At 39.7% G+C, this 16,671-nt stretch carries 16 protein-coding genes; 3 read left to right on the top strand and 13 right to left on the bottom strand.

The annotated features are described in order from the left end of the window. Positions 1–4 precede the first annotated feature (4 nt). Positions 5–949: an aldo/keto reductase gene (locus tag FPL27_RS12735; RefSeq protein WP_143961452.1), complete on the bottom strand. Its 945-nt coding sequence runs from the start codon at positions 947–949 to the stop codon at positions 5–7. 656 nt (positions 950–1,605) lie between these two features. Between FPL27_RS12735 and FPL27_RS12730 the strand changes: the two genes are divergently transcribed. Beyond that, positions 1,606–2,025 carry a LytR/AlgR family response regulator transcription factor gene (locus FPL27_RS12730; protein WP_143961451.1) on the top strand — a complete coding sequence of 140 codons (420 nt, stop codon included), beginning with the start codon at positions 1,606–1,608 and terminating at the stop codon, positions 2,023–2,025. Positions 2,026–2,045: 20 nt separating this feature from the next. Here the strand turns inward: FPL27_RS12730 and FPL27_RS12725 are convergent, their stop codons facing one another. Next, positions 2,046–3,260 carry an S-adenosylmethionine:tRNA ribosyltransferase-isomerase gene (locus FPL27_RS12725; protein ID WP_143961450.1) on the bottom strand — a complete coding sequence of 405 codons (1,215 nt, stop codon included), beginning with the start codon at positions 3,258–3,260 and terminating at the stop codon, positions 2,046–2,048. Between the two features lie 203 nt (positions 3,261–3,463). Between FPL27_RS12725 and FPL27_RS12720 the strand changes: the two genes are divergently transcribed. Further along, complete coding sequence (locus tag FPL27_RS12720; RefSeq protein ID WP_143961449.1) at positions 3,464–4,534, top strand: o-succinylbenzoate synthase; 1,071 nt, start codon at positions 3,464–3,466, stop codon at positions 4,532–4,534. 66 nt (positions 4,535–4,600) lie between these two features. Here FPL27_RS12720 and FPL27_RS12715 read toward each other — a convergent pair whose 3' ends face one another. The 10 genes from FPL27_RS12715 to FPL27_RS12670 form a co-directional block, all read right to left on the bottom strand. Further along, complete coding sequence (locus tag FPL27_RS12715; protein ID WP_143961448.1) at positions 4,601–4,792, bottom strand: cold-shock protein; 192 nt, start codon at positions 4,790–4,792, stop codon at positions 4,601–4,603. Positions 4,793–4,896: 104 nt separating this feature from the next. Beyond that, positions 4,897–5,931 (bottom strand): aspartate--ammonia ligase, encoded by a 1,035-nt coding sequence (gene asnA / locus FPL27_RS12710; protein WP_143961447.1) that lies wholly within the window; start codon positions 5,929–5,931, stop codon positions 4,897–4,899. 183 nt (positions 5,932–6,114) lie between these two features. After that, positions 6,115–7,215: a lactonase family protein gene (locus FPL27_RS12705; protein WP_143961446.1), complete on the bottom strand. Its 1,101-nt coding sequence runs from the start codon at positions 7,213–7,215 to the stop codon at positions 6,115–6,117. Positions 7,216–7,281: 66 nt separating this feature from the next. Then, positions 7,282–7,665, bottom strand: a complete 384-nt coding sequence (gene mnhG / locus FPL27_RS12700; RefSeq protein ID WP_143961445.1) for a monovalent cation/H(+) antiporter subunit G — start codon at positions 7,663–7,665, stop codon at positions 7,282–7,284. After that, positions 7,658–7,933 (bottom strand): cation:proton antiporter, encoded by a 276-nt coding sequence (locus FPL27_RS12695; RefSeq protein WP_143961444.1) that lies wholly within the window; start codon positions 7,931–7,933, stop codon positions 7,658–7,660. Before FPL27_RS12695 ends, mnhG begins: the two co-directional genes overlap by 8 nt. Beyond that, a complete protein-coding gene (locus FPL27_RS12690) occupies positions 7,930–8,409 on the bottom strand; it encodes a Na+/H+ antiporter subunit E (protein WP_185974371.1) in 480 nt (159 codons plus the stop codon). Before FPL27_RS12690 ends, FPL27_RS12695 begins: the two co-directional genes overlap by 4 nt. Further along, positions 8,406–9,932: a proton-conducting transporter transmembrane domain-containing protein gene (locus FPL27_RS12685; protein ID WP_143961443.1), complete on the bottom strand. Its 1,527-nt coding sequence runs from the start codon at positions 9,930–9,932 to the stop codon at positions 8,406–8,408. The genes FPL27_RS12690 and FPL27_RS12685 overlap by 4 nt, the downstream gene beginning before the upstream one ends. After that, the gene (locus tag FPL27_RS12680) at positions 9,929–10,282 is read right to left on the bottom strand and encodes a Na+/H+ antiporter subunit C (protein WP_143961442.1); all 354 of its coding nucleotides are present in this window, start codon (positions 10,280–10,282) and stop codon (positions 9,929–9,931) included. The genes FPL27_RS12685 and FPL27_RS12680 overlap by 4 nt, the downstream gene beginning before the upstream one ends. Next, positions 10,283–10,693 (bottom strand): Na+/H+ antiporter subunit B, encoded by a 411-nt coding sequence (locus FPL27_RS12675; protein WP_143961441.1) that lies wholly within the window; start codon positions 10,691–10,693, stop codon positions 10,283–10,285. It abuts the gene before it with no gap. A 2-nt stretch (positions 10,694–10,695) separates the two neighbouring features. After that, on the bottom strand, positions 10,696–13,002 hold the full coding sequence (locus FPL27_RS12670; protein ID WP_143961440.1) for a putative monovalent cation/H+ antiporter subunit A: 2,307 nt from the start codon (positions 13,000–13,002) through the stop codon (positions 10,696–10,698). Between the two features lie 320 nt (positions 13,003–13,322). On the opposite strand from FPL27_RS12670, the gene FPL27_RS12665 reads away from it, so the two are divergent. Next, positions 13,323–15,833 carry a phosphoenolpyruvate carboxylase gene (locus FPL27_RS12665; protein ID WP_143961439.1) on the top strand — a complete coding sequence of 837 codons (2,511 nt, stop codon included), beginning with the start codon at positions 13,323–13,325 and terminating at the stop codon, positions 15,831–15,833. A gap of 146 nt (positions 15,834–15,979) precedes the next feature. On the opposite strand, the gene FPL27_RS12660 is transcribed toward FPL27_RS12665, so the two are convergent. Beyond that, positions 15,980–16,525, bottom strand: a complete 546-nt coding sequence (locus tag FPL27_RS12660) for a ferritin (protein WP_143961438.1) — start codon at positions 16,523–16,525, stop codon at positions 15,980–15,982. Positions 16,526–16,671: the final 146 nt, after the last annotated feature.

The raw sequence follows: 16,671 nt of genomic DNA, 5'->3' as shown, positions 1-16,671 counted from the left end.
TAATTTAAGGCAAGGACTCTGCTCGTGCTGTAATATATAATTGGTACCAATCCTCTCTGTTCAATTGAACATTGGCGGCTTCTGCACACCTTTTAATTCGTTCAGGCTTGGTAGTGCCAATGACAGGTTTGATCGGGTAGGGTAGTCGCAAGATCCACGCGATTAATATGGCTGCTGGGTTGGTGTCGTATTTTTCAGATAGCTTTTTTAGAAGTCTTTTTACAGCATTCACATCCTCGACTTCGTTTTTATTTAAATATAAGCCATTGTCCAATGCTCCCCATGCTTGGATTTCTATATTGTGGATTTTTGAGAAAGGAAGGAAGTCGCCCACACCGTTTTGGGTATATTTGGTAATATTATAAATCATACCTTCTTCTATTAAGGCAGAATGTTTTAGGCTAAACTGGATTTGATTAGCTGAGATGGGCATATCGCAATAGTATTGAAGTAATTGGATCTGTGAAGCTGACATATTGCTTACCCCAAACCTTTTCACGATTCCTTCTGATTTAAGATAGTCGAAAGTTTCGGCAATTTCTTCCACATCCATGAGTGGGTCCGGCCTGTGGATTAAAAAGGTGTCCAAATAATCTGTCTTGAGGTTTTTGAGACTTTTTTCAATTTGCCTTATGAAGTATTCTTTTGAAGAATTATAGGTGTTAATACCGTCTGATCCCAATGATATTCCCGCTTTAGTCTGAATCTTTATTAACTCCCGCAATCCTGGATTATCTTTCAGTATCTCACCAAAAGCCATCTCTGCTTTCCCGATATTGTAGATGTCCGCATGGTCAAATGAAGTGATTCCACAATCCAGAGCTGCGTGAATGGCTTGCCGTGCTTCTTCTATATTTTCCTTTTGTAATGGTGAATCGTCCCAGTTTCCTCCTAGGCCCATGCACCCGTAAATTATATGATGGGTTTTATTCAAATCAGTCTCTAACATGAAGTTGCTTAATGAGTCATTAAAATAGTGAATTAATACCGACTTACTGATATTAAATGGATGTTTTTTGTAAAAATATGAGGAATAGTGATTATTTGAATATTAATAGGGATTTCTTTTATTTTTCTATTCTAATTGTGTAAAAGCCGAATTAAGTATAAATTTAAGTGGAAAAAATTTATTTAATTAATATATTATCATTATTCTACAATGGTGGCCCAATTTTGCCCCCTATGATTGCTGGAATAAGGGTTTTGGGACTTCTATTTCAAATAAATGCGATATCTTATTGATAATCAGAGGAGATAATTTAATAAATACTTTGCCTTATTTGAATATTTTTGTTTAGCTTCATGTTTAAATAATTAAACAAGTTTAAGCGATAATAATGTTCTCACTGATATTTGATGTTGTTGGATTACAAATTTATTCAGTTTGTGTGCTATAATTTAATAAATGCGTAATTCCTATGGCTACAGTAGATTTTCTTGTTAAATTTGTTCGAAACATGTATTTTGAACAAAGTCTTGATTGTCTTTTGTGGCCCTCTCCGAAAGGAGGGTAGAATGATTAAATATCTGAATTCTAGAACAATTAGCCTTTAAATTGTTTGAATTGATGTTAGAGGAGGGAATTAAGGCAATTAAAGTTAAAATATGAAAGAGCTGGTGAAAGATTACCAAAAAAATGGCAATGGAAATTCTAGCGGAAACGGAGCGTTTAATAGCAACGAGAACCTGTTAATCAAAAACGCTTTATTTGTCAGAGATAAGGGAAGCCTTGCGAAAGTGAAATTTTCAGATATTCTTTGGCTAAAAGGCGATGGGAATTACACTACGTTAGTAACGCGTAGTAAAGTTTTTTCCTTGAGAAACATTCTTAAAGAATTTGAAGCCGTATTACCGGATGAAGATTTTATCAGGATTCACAAATCCTATATTGTCAGGGTGGATGAGATCAATACGATTTCTCCTAAAGAAGTCACGATTGTTGACGAAAAAGTGCCTGTTGGCAGAACATATTATCAAAAATTGATAAATGGAATAAATAAACTTGGCTCAGGAGGCCAAGAATAAGCATAAAAAAAACCGCTTACTCAGCGGTTTTTTTTATGCCATAGTAGACTACTATCCCCATAACTTAAGAATCTGTATTGATTTTTTAATGCAGCGTCATAGATTTCTCTCCACTTTCCTCGAGTGAAGGCTGCCACCAATAATATCAAAGTACTTGCAGGTTGGTGGAAATTGGTTACCAACCCATTGCAAACTTGAAAATTATAACCAGGTAGGATGAAAATCTCAGTACTGCCCACTATTTCCATGAGATTGGAATTTTCCATATGATTCAAAATAGCGTTAAAACTATCCTTTCGGTTTGGTAGCGTGGCATGTTGATATGGGTAAAGCTTAGGGATGAAAAAGTCTGTATGCCCGTTTAAGATTTTTACCCCATACCAGTATAGACTCTCTAAAGTTCTCATGCTTGTGGTGCCTACCGCAATGATATTTTTATACTCACCCAACAAATTAATGATAGTTTCTTTGCTGATGATTAGCTGTTCGCTGTGCATCGGGTGATTGTTTACCTGTTCTTCTTTGATAGGTTGAAATGTTCCGGCACTAACATGCAAAGTCAGGAACTCCTGGGAGATATTTCGCTGCTTTAGCTGTACGAGGATTTCTGGTGTGAAGTGCAGTCCTGCCGTAGGAGCGGCTACCGCACCTTCTTTTTTACTATAAACGGTCTGATATCGCGGTTTGTCCTCATCGGTTGCTTTCCGGTTTAGGTAGGGAGGCAAGGGTACTTCGCCGGTGGCTTCCACAACAGAAACAAAAGGATGGTTGCTGCTCCAGTTGAAAGTTACCTTTCTCTTCTCTCGGTCGCTAAGGCAGGCTTCAATGAGTACATCTTCCTCTCCAATTTTAATATTACCCCGAAGAATCTCGTCATCTTTCCATTTCTTTAGGTTGCCAATCATGGTCTCCCAAACGACTTCTCCCCGGGCTTCCATGACTTGGTTGATCTCTACAGAAGGTAGAATAGGTTTTAATAGGAAAATCTCAATTCTTGCTCCTGTGTCCTTTAAAAAAATCAGTCGGGCAGGAATTACTTTGGTATTGTTAAATACAAGTAAGCTGTTTTGTGGAATCAAACTGGATATTTCGCTGAATTGGCGGTGACTAACCTTGTCATCCTCAAAATGCAGCAATTTTGAGGTGTCGCGTTGAGGCAGGGGAAACTTTGCGATTTTCTCATCGGGAAGTTCATAATGGTAATCGGAAAGCCTTACCTTTTCTAAGTCGGACATGAATAAACTTTAATTTTGTAATTTCAGGGCAAATATAGTTATATATGATTATCTACAAAGATGCTAATTGGCAGTTTTCCTTTGATTTGGGGTAGGATGACCGAAGGTTAGTTGACGATGTATACTGGCAAAAAAGTAGATATACAGATAGTTATAAAATAGTGTTCCTAAAGATTTTCAACAAACAAGGATAAAAGTTGCGCATGAAGGTTAATTTTGAATGCATACCCTATACATTGGATTTCAAATTCGAGGCGGGTACCTCCCGAGGTGTTTTAAAAGCCAAAACCAGCTATCTGATTAAAGTAAGCAGTATGTCCATGCCAGGAAAATTAGGTTGGGGGGAAGCGGGGCCTTTGCCCAAACTCAGCCTTGATTACCTCGATGACCTGCAAGAAGTAATAGTTGGTTATTTTGTGAAATTGGAAAAGTTGGATATTCCTGAAAGGCAAAATGATATCCTAGCATTTTTTCAGGAACATATTAGTGATGCCTATCCCAGTGTTAGATTTGCTTTTGAGGTTGCTCTATTGGATCTAATTAATGGAAGTGATTACCTGTTTGCGAGTGAAAGTCAAAATCCTCTGAAGCCCATCAAAATTAACGGGTTGATATGGATGGGCGATAAAGATTTTATGTTGCAGCAGATTGATCAAAAGCTGAAAGAGGGTTATGATTGCATCAAAATGAAAATTGGCGCTATAGATTTTGAGGAGGAGTGTAACTTGTTATCTCATATCCGCAGCAATTTTGGGGCGAATCAAATTACTCTGAGAGTGGATGCCAATGGAGCCTTTCCGGTCAGGGAGGCTATGAAAAAACTCGATACCCTTGCAAAGTTTGACCTTCACAGTATAGAACAGCCCATTAGGCAGGGTAACTGGAAGGAAATGTCAGTTCTATGTCAAAACTCACCTGTGAAAATTGCGCTTGATGAGGAGTTGATTGGTGTGTCTGGATTTAGAAGGTATGAGCTTCTCGAATCCATTCATCCTCATTTTATCATACTCAAACCCACTTTAGTTGGGGGGATTAAGGATACCCAGGAATGGATTAAGTTGGCAGAAGAGCAGGGGATAGGTTGGTGGATGACCTCAGCGCTTGAATCCAATATTGGGCTCAATGCTATTTTTCAACTTACGCATCAGTATCAGCCCACTTTGCCTCAGGGGTTAGGAACAGGGCAGTTGTATCACAATAATATTGCATCACCGTTAACGATATCTGAGGGATATTTGAGCTATGATGTAAGGGGAAACTGGGGATTTCCCTGAGTAAAAGGCATAAAAAAAGCTGCTTAATTTAATTAAGCAGCTTTTTAGCACTTTCAATGTTATATGTTATGCCAACTTTACATTTACAGCATTAAGTCCTTTTCTTCCTTCTTTCAGGTCGAAAGTTACATCGTCATCTTCTCTAACTTCGTCTACTAATCCAGAGATGTGAACGAAGTATTCTTTAGAAGATTCATCGTCAATGATAAAACCGAATCCTTTAGACTCGTTAAAAAATTTTACTTTTCCTGTGTTCATAATTATGTTATTGTATTTTATAATGCTTCAAAGGTAAGTAATGTTTCTTAATAATCATCAAGTAATGAAAAAAAATATTTTTAATTTCCAATTATGACGAGTTTTTACATGAGAAATATCCCTGATTTCTGACATTTTTCAACCTCCTCGGTTGGCCAAATACCTGTTTGAACTTCTCCTATGTGGGTTTTTCGCAATAAAAACATGCAAAGTCTCGATTGGCCTATACCACCGCCAATACTTTCGGGAAGTTTTCCTTCAAGCAAAGTTTTATGAAACAAGAGCTCTTTTCTGTCTTCACTTCCAGTTATTTGCAATTGATGGTCTAACGCTTTTGCGTCAACTCGGATGCCCATCGAGGAGATTTCGAAGGCTTGCTGCAGGATAGGGTTCCACACGACGATGTCTCCGTTCAACCCTTTTTTTCCAGTTTCGGTCTCTGTTGTCCAGTCATCATAGTCAGGAGCTCTACCATCATGTGGTTCGCCGTTTTTAAGTTTTCCTCCTATTCCTATGAGGAACACAGCGCCAAATTTTTTGGCAACTTCATTTTCCCTTTCTTTTGGAGATAGGTCAGGGTACGTGGTCAATAGCTCTTCACTGTGAATAAAGGTTATGTCTTCGGGAAGAAAAGGAGTTATTTCTTTATACTGATCGAAGACCACAATCTCTGTATGTTTTATAGCTTGGTAAATCTTGCTGACCGTTTCTTTCAGATAGTCAATGGTTCTATCGGTAGGAGCGATATGTTTTTCCCAGTCCCACTGATCCACATATAGAGAGTGGATGGGAGAATAGTCCTCATCAGGTCTCAGTGCTTTCATGTCGGTAATGATACCTTTCCCAGTACCAATTTCTAACGCAGCTAATTGCCACCTTTTCCATTTTGCCAAGGAGTGTACAACCACCGCTTTTTTCTCAGATTGGTTTTTAATAGGGAATCCCACTGGTCTTTCGATGCCATTCAAATCATCATTTATACCTGTTCCATCCACTATCGCCAAAGGGGAGCTAATCTTGACAAGATTAAGATTCCGGCGTAGGGATTTTAAAAAAGTTTCTTTTACCAATTCAATGGCTTCCTCTGTGTCTAGTCTACCTAGTAGACTTTTGTACTGGGTTAATTCTAATGTCTCCATTGTGTTAAATTTAATGAATGGGTTAAAAATATATTTAATATGTAACAAAGATACATGTTTGTTGATTAAATCATAATTAAATGCTAATATTTTTGAAAATAATAACTTGGTATAGGTAAAAAAATAAAGAGACGGCAATTTATGCGGTCTCTTATTGATTATTTTGCAATGGAATTCATAGTCTTAAGGGATTGGGAATAGGTATACAGGCATGGGAATGGAAATGGAAAGCTCGGAGGAAGAAAGCTTTCCCGAGTCTTTATCTCTTTCAAAAATAATAACCTCATTAGTATCCTGATTGGCCACTAGGACTTGATTTTCGTCTGGGTTTAAATTGAAGTTTCGAGGATTTTTACCTTTTACATCCAAGATCTGCAAAACATCTAATTTCCCATCACTCTGTATACTAAAAACTGTTACCTGATTGGCATCACCTCGATTACTTACATAAAGGAATGAATTGTCTTTGGTGATACGGATTTCTGCCCCACCTTGCTCTCCATCAAAGTTTTCATCCGTCAATGGGTAAGTTTCAATATGCTGGTAGGAGTTGGAAGCCTTTTCATAAAGTCCAACCTCACCGGTGAGTTCGTGGACAAGGTACATCCTATCTCCAGATGTGTTGAACACTAAGTGCCGAGGACCGGAGCCAGGGGCAATGTCAATATCAAAAGCTAGTTGAAGTGGCGTTTCGCTATTTTGGTTGAAGTTATAGACTTTGACTTTATCAATACCTAAGTCTCCCACAAAAACCTGTTTTCCATCGGGATGAAAAACTACAGAATGGACATGGGCTGCTTCCTGTCTTTCCTCATTCACGCTGCTCCCAGAATGTTGGATGGTTTGTACAACATCTAGCAATTCACCATTTTCAGCAATAGGGATCACAGCAAGATTTCCTCCCTCGTAATTTCCTACCATTAAAAATTTTTCAGAAGGATCTAGAGAAATATAACAAGGAGAAGCCCCTTTGGAACTTATCGAATTGATTTTTACCAATTCCTGCTTTTCAGTGTCAAGTTTGAAAGAGGTGACCTTACCATCCTCATCTTCCTGAACGGCGAATACATATTTTCCTTCTCTATCTGAAATCACAAATGAAGGATTTTCAATTTCAGAGGCTACAGAAAGGATTTCGGGGGGATTGCTTTTATTAAATTTGACCAGATTTATACCTTGCTGGTCTTTTTCGGTATAGGTACCGACCAATGCCAGAAAGCTATCCTGAGAGATGGCTGAATGTGTCATGAGTATTGCTATGATTAGGGTTAAAAAAGATTTCATGCCCTGATTCAACCAATATTGCAGCCAAAAAAAATAGCAGTGGGTTCACTGCTATTTCAATGCGTATCAAACATTTTTCTTAATTTCCTTAGACTCCTCCTTGGAGGAAAGTATATGTGTTTTGGGGTGATATTTACCCTTCAGGTCATCAAATTCTGAATTTTTCCACATCTTCACTCCAGTAAAATAACTGGCTCTTCCCAGCATATGAGCACCCACTGGAGCCGTCAAAAGCATGAATAAAATAATAGCCAGGACTCTGGAGGTAATGGAAAGGTCATTAAAATAAAAGGCCGCAGCAATCAGTATCAAACCAATCCCCAGCGTGGCTGCCTTTGTGGTAACAGAGATCCTTAAATAAAGATCCGGCATCCTCACAACACCCACGGCGGCAAGGAATATGAAAATGGCTCCTAAGGAGGAGAGGATTACGATTATAACTTCAGTCATTTTTTTCTCTTTTTTCAAGATAATAGGAAAAGGCCACAGTGCCCAAAAAGGCAATCAAGGCCAATATCATCGCAATATCCAAAAAGGTAGGTTGATTGGTGTGGATGCTGTAGATGGCTATGACCCCAATGCCCGAAGTGATGATCAAATCCAAGGCAACCACTCTGTCAGAAAGAGATGGACCCTTGAGGAATCTCACAAAGATGATCAGAATCGAGATCGACAATAGGGGTAATATGATATAATATAGATATTCGTATAGACTCATCGCAAAATTTCTAATAGTTTTCTTTCAAACCCATTCTTTATACTGTGAATAAAAGCTTCCTTATCGCTCACATACATGGCATGAACATACAGCACCTTTTTATCATCCGAAACATCTAAGCTCAACGTACCTGGTGTCAAACTGATCAGATTTGCTAAAAGGGTGATTTCTAGATCCGTCTTTGCATGCAAGGGAATTCTGATTATTCCCGGCTTCATGTAATAACGCGGGGTCATCACATCATATGCTACTTGTAGATTGGCCTTGACCAATTCGTAAATGAAGAAGAAAAAGAAGGCGATAATCTTTGGCCCCCTCGTGAAATATTTATCATCCCTTCGTGAGGTGGAAATCAGCCACAGCAGGACGTAACTCAGCATAAAGCCGAAGACGAATCCCTCTGCCGAAAAGTTGCCAGTCAGTGAAACCCAAATGATGGCCAGTAGAATGTTGCTTAAGAGTTTGGTTTTTATCATGGCTGCAATTCAGTTATTGGTCCCAACACCGCCTCAATATAGGGAGTGGTGTCCATTAGCTGCTTTCCGATAATGGTACTCAATTGAATAATATGGTCAGCACCCAGGCCGATATAAAGTGAAATTAGCGACAAAAATACGATTGGAAACACCATTGCCACTCTCTTTATAGGCTTGAGTTCCCAGAAGTATTTAACGTTAATTTTCTTAGGCAATTTGTCTCCATCTTTCCAAAATACCTCTGACCAGAGTTTGGCCATTACGAAAAGCGTTAGAAAACTGCCCGAAATAATAAAGGCCACCAGCATAAAGTTTCCAATTTCAAAACCGGATTCCACCCAGAAGAGTTTGGCCCAAAAACCTGAAAGTGGTGGTATGCCTACCAAGGAAAATATTGGTATAGCCATAAGTAAGGATAGCTTAGGATACTCTTTATAAAATCCCCCCAAATTTCTCATACTGAAAGTACCCTTGATTTTGAAGATTAGCCCACTGACCATAAACAGGTTGGTCTTGACAATAATGTCATGGATCAAATAGAACACGGTTCCTATCAAAGCTGCTTCTGTAAACATACCCAATCCTGCAATCATATAACCAATATGACCGACAATCAAATAACTGAAGACCTTTCGAATGTTGTTTTGGATTAAAGCTCCAATACAACCGGTCAAAATCGTAAGTCCAGCTACCCAGCTGATTAGGCTAACCATAAATTCATCTGGAACAAATATCAGGGTGAAAACTCGTAATAAGGCGTATACCCCCACCTTGGTAAGGAGTCCACCGAATATAGCGGAAATGGCGGTTGGTGGTGTGTGATAGGAGGCTGGTAACCAAAAATGCAATGGGAAAACTGCCGATTTAATCCCAAAACCAACAAAGAAAAGGATCGCCGTTACATTCACCAATCCACGGTTTTCTAATTTAGCCACCTTGAGTGAAAGGTCAGCCATATTCAAACTGCCCACCAAACCGTAAAGAATAGCAATAGCGGTCAAGAAAATTGCTGAGGCAAGCAAGTTCATCGTCACATATTTGATTGACCCTTCAATTTGAGCCTTTTCACCACCCAATGTGATAAGTACAAATGATGATATGATGATAATTTCAAACCATACATAGAGGTTGAAAATATCCCCAGTCAGAAACGCTCCATTTAGCCCCATGAGAAGGAAATGGAATATTGGGAAATAACCAAAACGTACCCTGGCATTTCGGACGCTGCCAACTGAGAAAATGGAAACTGCAAGTCCAGCAATGGAGGTTAGCAGTACCATTAAGGCACTGAGTGGATCAGCAATGAAGGTAATGCCAAAAGGTGCCTCCCAGCTACCCGCTTGTGTGACATAAATACCGTTTTTTAAAACAATAGTCATAAGCCATACCGAGATACCCAAGGTGACCACGCTCAAGGCTACGCTGATTGCTTTTTGAATGTTTTTCTGTGTCCAAAAAAACATCAAAAGGATTGCTGTAAACAGCTGGAAAATAATAGGTAGTATTATATAAGGGTTGCTCATAAATCTTCGTCAGTTGCATTCATTTCGTCAAGGTCATCTGTTTTGACCACCTTGTAGGCTCGTTTGATCAGGATGATCGCAAAGGCCTGCAAACCAAAGCTGATCACGATGGCTGTAAGGATAAGAGCCTGTGGCACCGGATCAGCATAAATTTCAGATAACACATAGGATGCATCATCAATTATGGGTGGTTTTCCCTTGACTATTCTGCCTAAAAGAAAAATCAATAGATTGGCTCCATTTCCCAAAAGAATGAGGCCTATGATGAGTTTGACCAAGCTACGCCGCAGCATCATATATATGCCCGCTGCATACAGTAGCCCGATGATTATGACCAGTAATAACTCCATTTATATAGTTTCTGAAATTGTAAAAATTATTGTTAAGACTACACCGATGACAACCAGAAACACCCCTATGTCAAAAAACAGCGCAGAACCTACCATGCCTATCACCGGTACGGGGTTTTCAAACCATAGCCCGGTCATCAAGGCTCCACCTGTAAATAGGGGAGTTATGGCAGCAAGTAGGGCTAAAGACAAACCGATCGGCATGAGAAAGCCGGGATGAAACTTGATAATGCCGCGGGTTTTTTCAATGCCGTTGGCAAAAGAGTGGATGACGAAAGCAATGGCCGCAATCAAACCTCCCACAAAACCACCTCCGGGCAAATAGTGGCCTCTGAGCAGAATGAAAATGGCAAACAAAAGTAGCAATGGCAGTAAGTAACTGGATGCCGTTTTAAATATTATAGTTTTCATGCTTATTCTTTTTCGATACTTTTCAGTCTGAGCTTTAATAAACTAAATACTCCAATGGCGGCAATGGAAAGAACAATAATCTCCACCATAGTATCAGCCCCTCTAAAATCCACCAAGATTACGTTTACTACATTTTTACCTTTTGCAAGTGTGTAGGCATTTTCTGCATAGTAAGCCGAAATTTCTCTTTCTAGAGGTTCGTTCAACACTTCTAACGTTAGTAAGCTAATCAACCCTCCAAAAATCAAAGCCAACATGCCGTCACGTACCCTTGAACCGGTATCGGATAGCTTGAGGTATTTTGGCAAATTGTAAAGCACCAATACAAATAGGATCACTGTGAGGGTGTCAATGGAGAATTGCGTCATGGCAAGATCCGGCGCTGAGTAAAAGAGGAATATCAAACAGATACTATAACCTATGATCCCCATGGCAGCTACTGCCACTAATCTAGAGCGGGTAAAAACCGTAAAGACGATTGATACCGCCATAATACCCAGCACAATTACTTCGTAGATAGTGATATCCGTAAGCTGGCCAAAGTTGATGTAAAGATCAAATCCTTGGAATAACTTATAGGCTAAAAGCACTGATAAGAAAGTCAGAATAGAGATAACATAATATCTCAGGTAGCCATTTTGAAGTACATTGGTGATCCCCTTAGCTGTGGATTCAAAGATTCCGGTGAATTTGAGAGCAATACTCATTGGAGAGATAGGTTCAAAACGAGTGGCTTTTGCCAACAGTCCTTCAGAAGGCTTCAAGATAAAATATAACCCAAGCCCTCCACCGATAGTGATGGTACTTAAAAGTAACACCACACTCCATCCATGCCATAGTTGGAGGTGGAAGTCTGGACTTGTGTTAAGAATGGCCGCAGCAACCGGTTTAATCAAGGGGGTGTCAATAATCATGGGCAATATGCCGAAGATTATTCCAAGGCCTGCAAGGATCATCGGCGGCACATACATCAATGGGCTAGGCAGGTGAAGTTTTTCATATTTCTGTGGCAACTTCCCCACAAATGGTTTTATACCGGCCAAAAATCCTGCAAACAGAAGGCAGATGTTAGTTATGACTGCAGCTGCGGTGAGTACAATTGCCCAGTTTCCATAATGTAAGGTGGCTTCGTAGATCAGGTCTTTTCCAAGGAAACCGAAAGAGGGAGGAATGCCTGCATTGGAAATAGCAGCTAATATGGCTGCAATACCCACAGGTAACATTACTTTGTTGAGTCCTGAAAGTTGGCTCACGTCTCGGGTGCCGGTTTCATGGTCGATGATTCCGGTAACCAGGAAGAGAGTGGCCTTATAAAGGGCATGGACCAAAATAAAAACGGATGCGGCCAATAGCGCTTCGTCTGTTCCTAGCCCAATCAGAAAAACCAAAACCCCTAAAGCTGAAATGGTACTGTAGGCCAGAATGCCTTTAAGGTCCAATCGGAAAACTGCATGGATCGCAGCGTAGAGCATGGTAATTCCACCTACAATTATCAAAGTGGTGTTCCAGTATTCATGGTTGCCTAGCACAGGAGTGAATCGGGCGAGAAGGTAAATTCCCGCTTTTACCATAGTAGCTGAGTGTAGATAAGTAGAAACTGGCGTGGGAGCCTTCATAGCACCTGGAAGCCAGAAATGGAAGGGGAACTGGGCGGATTTTGTAAAAGCACCCATGAATACCATTACCAAAATCAACACAAAATAGGGGTGATTGTGAATCAGATCTGTTTGCTCCATCAATTCCACTATACTGTAACTTCCAGTTACAAAGCCGAGCATAATCATGCCTGCGAGCAGGAAAAGCCCTCCGAAACCGGTGATACCCAAAGCAAGCAACGATGATTTTCGAGAAGATTCGTTGTCGTTGTTAAAGCCAATCAAGAAAAAGGAGCTGATAGATGTCAATTCCCAGAAAATGAACAGGGTAATAATATTATCTGAAAGCACCAATCCTAGCATGGAGGACATAAACATGGCTAGATAGCCATAAAACCTATCCAAGTATATATGGCCTTTCAGATAGGAACTCGTATAGATAAATACTAAAGAGCCGATGCCGGTGATCAAAAGGGTAAAGAGTAAGGACAAGCCATCTAAATGGAAGTCAAAGTTTATCCCTAATTGGGGTACCCAATTATAATTAAAGTGGTAAGACTCCCCATTGGCTATTCCAGGAATAAAACTGAGAAAATATACAAACAATATAACCGGCAGAGCCGAAAGGAGAATGGATAACTTCCCCTTTAAAAGTTTACCTACCAAAGGCAAACATGCTGCTAATAGAAATCCTGATAAAACAGAAAGGAGCATATAAATGTTTTCTAATTCTATTTAAAATTGATTAGGTAATAAGTTGAAAATCAAAATGGTAAAGGCCTAAACCGCATGCTGTATTCGTCTCTGACCTATCTTAGTTTCTTTGCAAAATACAAAAATAATATGAGATGCAGGATCGGGGTTTTGATAATCGGTGCATTCCAATTTAACCGCCTTTTGGTAAAACTCTGAAAATGAGACGGTTGTTTTTGAGTGAAGGAAACCCGATTTTTTATTTGAGGGTACTTATTAAAAATAATTCAGAAAAAGGAGGTTTTTATTTAACTTCATCTAATCACTAACCTATTAAACAAATGAAATCAACTTATGAAATTGAGGTAGGTAAACGCTTTACCATCTACAATAGTCTTTTCTTGGATTTGCCGTTTGATGACATCTATCGGACGGGGACTCTTCTTCCCATATTAGGTTCATCCTGTGAAAAGGGGTTAGAGAAAGGCTTAAGTCCGAAAGAGATTATTGAAAAGTTTTTTGAAGAAATGCTTCAGTCCCAAAGCCCAAAGGAAAGGCATAATGTGCTTTTTCAACTGATTCAATACGTGGAAAGGCAAGTTGTGCTGTTCGATTCAATTGAGGATGCGGCATTTGATAAAATCAATGAAGTACACGGCAAGGGAAGCATGAAAGCACTTGTCGCCAGAGCTGAGGCGGATGGGAACAAGCAAAAACTTATCGAGAAACTCAAAACCTTCTCCATTAGGATTACGCTGACTGCCCACCCAACCCAGTTTTATCCGGGAAATGTGCTTGCTATCATCACAGACCTTGAGGAGGCCATTGAAACCAATGATTTGGCACATATTAACCTCTATTTGCAGCAACTTGGTAAAACGGCTTTTATTAATAAAAGCAAACCAACCCCAGAAGAAGAAGCTTCAAGTTTGCTCTGGTATCTGGAAAATGTGTTCTATTTCAGCATCCCCGACATCGTATTTAGAATTTTGAGGCAACTCGATCTATCTGTTCATGATTGGGATAATCCGCAGCTTTTTCAGATTGGGTTTTGGCCAGGAGGGGACAGGGATGGTAATCCATTTGTTAACCATGAGGTTACCAAAACTGTAGCTTCCCGACTTCAACGCTGGATATTAAAAAGTTACTATAGGGATATTCGCAAGCTTCGGAGAAGGTTGAGTTTTAAAAAGGTTGAACCAATCATATCAAAAATAGAAAGTGATATTTATCAGTCTCTTTTTGCTGATCCAGAAAACCCTATTCAGAAGGAGGAAATTTTGTCACAGCTTTACGAAGCTCGCGAAGCAATCATAAAGTATCATAAAGGGTTGTTTTTGGATCTGCTCGATGAGTATATTTTAAAGGTAAAGATCTTCGGATTCCATTTCGCCAGTATGGATATGCGGCAAGATAGTAGAAAACACGATGGTCTTTGGAAGGAGATTTTGCAAACGCAAGAGCAGCCTACTCTTGAAGGTTTGTTTGAAACGAAGAGTTTGCCGGAAAAATATCAGGATGATTTTCATCAGGAAATGGTGGAGAGTTTTAAAACCATCCCTAGGATTCAACAGCAAAACGGGGAAGAGGGCTGTCATCGATATATCATCTCCAATTGCCAGTCGCAACTGCATATTATGGAGGTATACCGGTTGGCTCAGCTGACTTTTCCGGATGGAGATAATCTGCCACTGGACATTGTCCCTTTGTTTGAAACTATTGATGATCTCGCAAATGCGCCTGGCATTATGAGAAATCTGTACCAGGATCAGCGGTACTCCAGACACCTCCAAAACAGAAACAAAAAACAAACCATCATGTTAGGTTTCTCTGACGGTACTAAAGATGGTGGTTACATCCGAGCCAATTGGTCCATATTGCGAGCAAAAGAAGAGTTGACGAAAGTATCGAGGGAGTTTGGCATAGCGGTAGTGTTTTTTGACGGCAGGGGAGGACCTCCTGCTAGAGGTGGGGGGAATATGCATAATTTCTATGCTTCTCTCGGTACTGAGGTTGAAAATGAGGAAATCCAGGTAACTATCCAAGGCCAGACAATCAGCGCAAATTATGGGAAAGAGATAACCTGTACTTACAATTTGGAGCAGCTACTTAGCGCCGGGTTAGAAAATCACCTCTATCCAACACCGGAAAAACAGCTTACTGATGAGCAGCGGGAGATTTTGGAGCAAATGGCTTCATACAGTTATGAGGCCTACAAGGATTTTAAAAGTCATCCAAAGTTTGTCCCTTATTTGGAGCATATCACTCCGCTGAAGTATTTTGGGGAGGCCAACATCGGTTCAAGACCAGTAAAACGAAATAAAGATGAGGGAATGTCTTTTGATGACCTGAGAGCAATTCCATTTGTTGGAGCTTGGGCCCAGATGAAGCAGAACATTCCTGGGTTTTATGGAATTGGCAATGCCGTTTCCAAAATGGATGAGGAAGGTAAATTGGACCAGGTGAAGAAGCTTTTCAAGGACTCCCTGTTTTTCAGGACTCTTTTGGGCAATAGTATGCAATCCATGGCCAAGTCAAATTACGAAGTGACAAGGTATCTGGGGGATGATAAGGATTATGGGCAGTTTTGGGAGAAAATGCACTCAGAATATCAAGAATCGCTAAAGTGGATTTTGGAAGTAAGTGAGATGAAGTCGCTATTGGAGCAAACCCCGGTGATTAAAAGCTCTATTGAGATAAGGGAAAGAATTGTATTGCCTTTGATTACCATTCAGCAATATGCCATTCAAAAACTTCTAGAAAATCCCGAAATAGAGGAGCCAGAAGTTTATCAGCGCTTAATACTAAGATCAATGTTTGGGATCATAAATGCGGCAAGAAATGCTGCGTAATGATTGCTAGAAAAATAAAAAGGGCGCCAATTACGGCAGCCCTTTTTAAATTAATATATCCGCTTTTTGTCAGTTTTTCGGTCATCGGTCTTCCGGCTCCTTAAACAAGGAATTAATGGTTACTTGCATCATTGCGGATAATCATATTAATTACCTCCTTCACTAGTGAGGGTATGAAGTTTTCCAAGTTCTTGGTCAATTGTCCAAAGTCCAACTCCAGCTTCTCCGATAATATCGAAGATTTCAAGAGCTCTTCTGGCCAAAGTTTCCTCTTCTCTTTGCTCGGTGACATACCACTGCATAAAGCTGAAAGTAGCGAAATCCTTTACCTCAAAGCAGTGATCCACAATCTTGTTGATGGATTTTGTTACCTGAATCTCATGCTCCAAGATCAGTTCAAAAACCTCTCTAAGGGAGTTGAAGTGATGTTGGATGCTGTCGATCGCCGGCTGAATGGCATGTCCACCTGCTTCGTTGACATAATGGAAAAGCTTAAGCATATGCTGCCTTTCTTCTTCAGAATGGGCGTAAAGATGCTTTGCCGAATTGGCGTAACCCATCATGTCGCACCAGGAAGCCATTGATAAATAATATGCAGAAGACTTGCCTTCCATCTCAATCTGCTTGTTGATATGCTTTTCTGTATCGTGAAGTAGCGAACGCTTTAAAGTGACTATTTCTTTGCCTTTCATATTCTATAATTGTTTAGTATTCCATAATGTAATAACAAAACTAATCAAAAATTACGCTTAAAGGTTCATTCTGTACTAATTTGGAATTGGTATAATTAAAAATCTTAGAATATTATTCTGCTGATTTAATTTATACTTAATTTAAA

This window comes from Litoribacter populi, from assembly GCF_007483685.1.
Taxonomy (GTDB): domain Bacteria; phylum Bacteroidota; class Bacteroidia; order Cytophagales; family Cyclobacteriaceae; genus Litoribacter; species Litoribacter populi.
The sequence above is the reverse complement of the archived record's forward strand: the minus strand, read 5'-3'. Positions and strand labels throughout refer to the sequence as shown.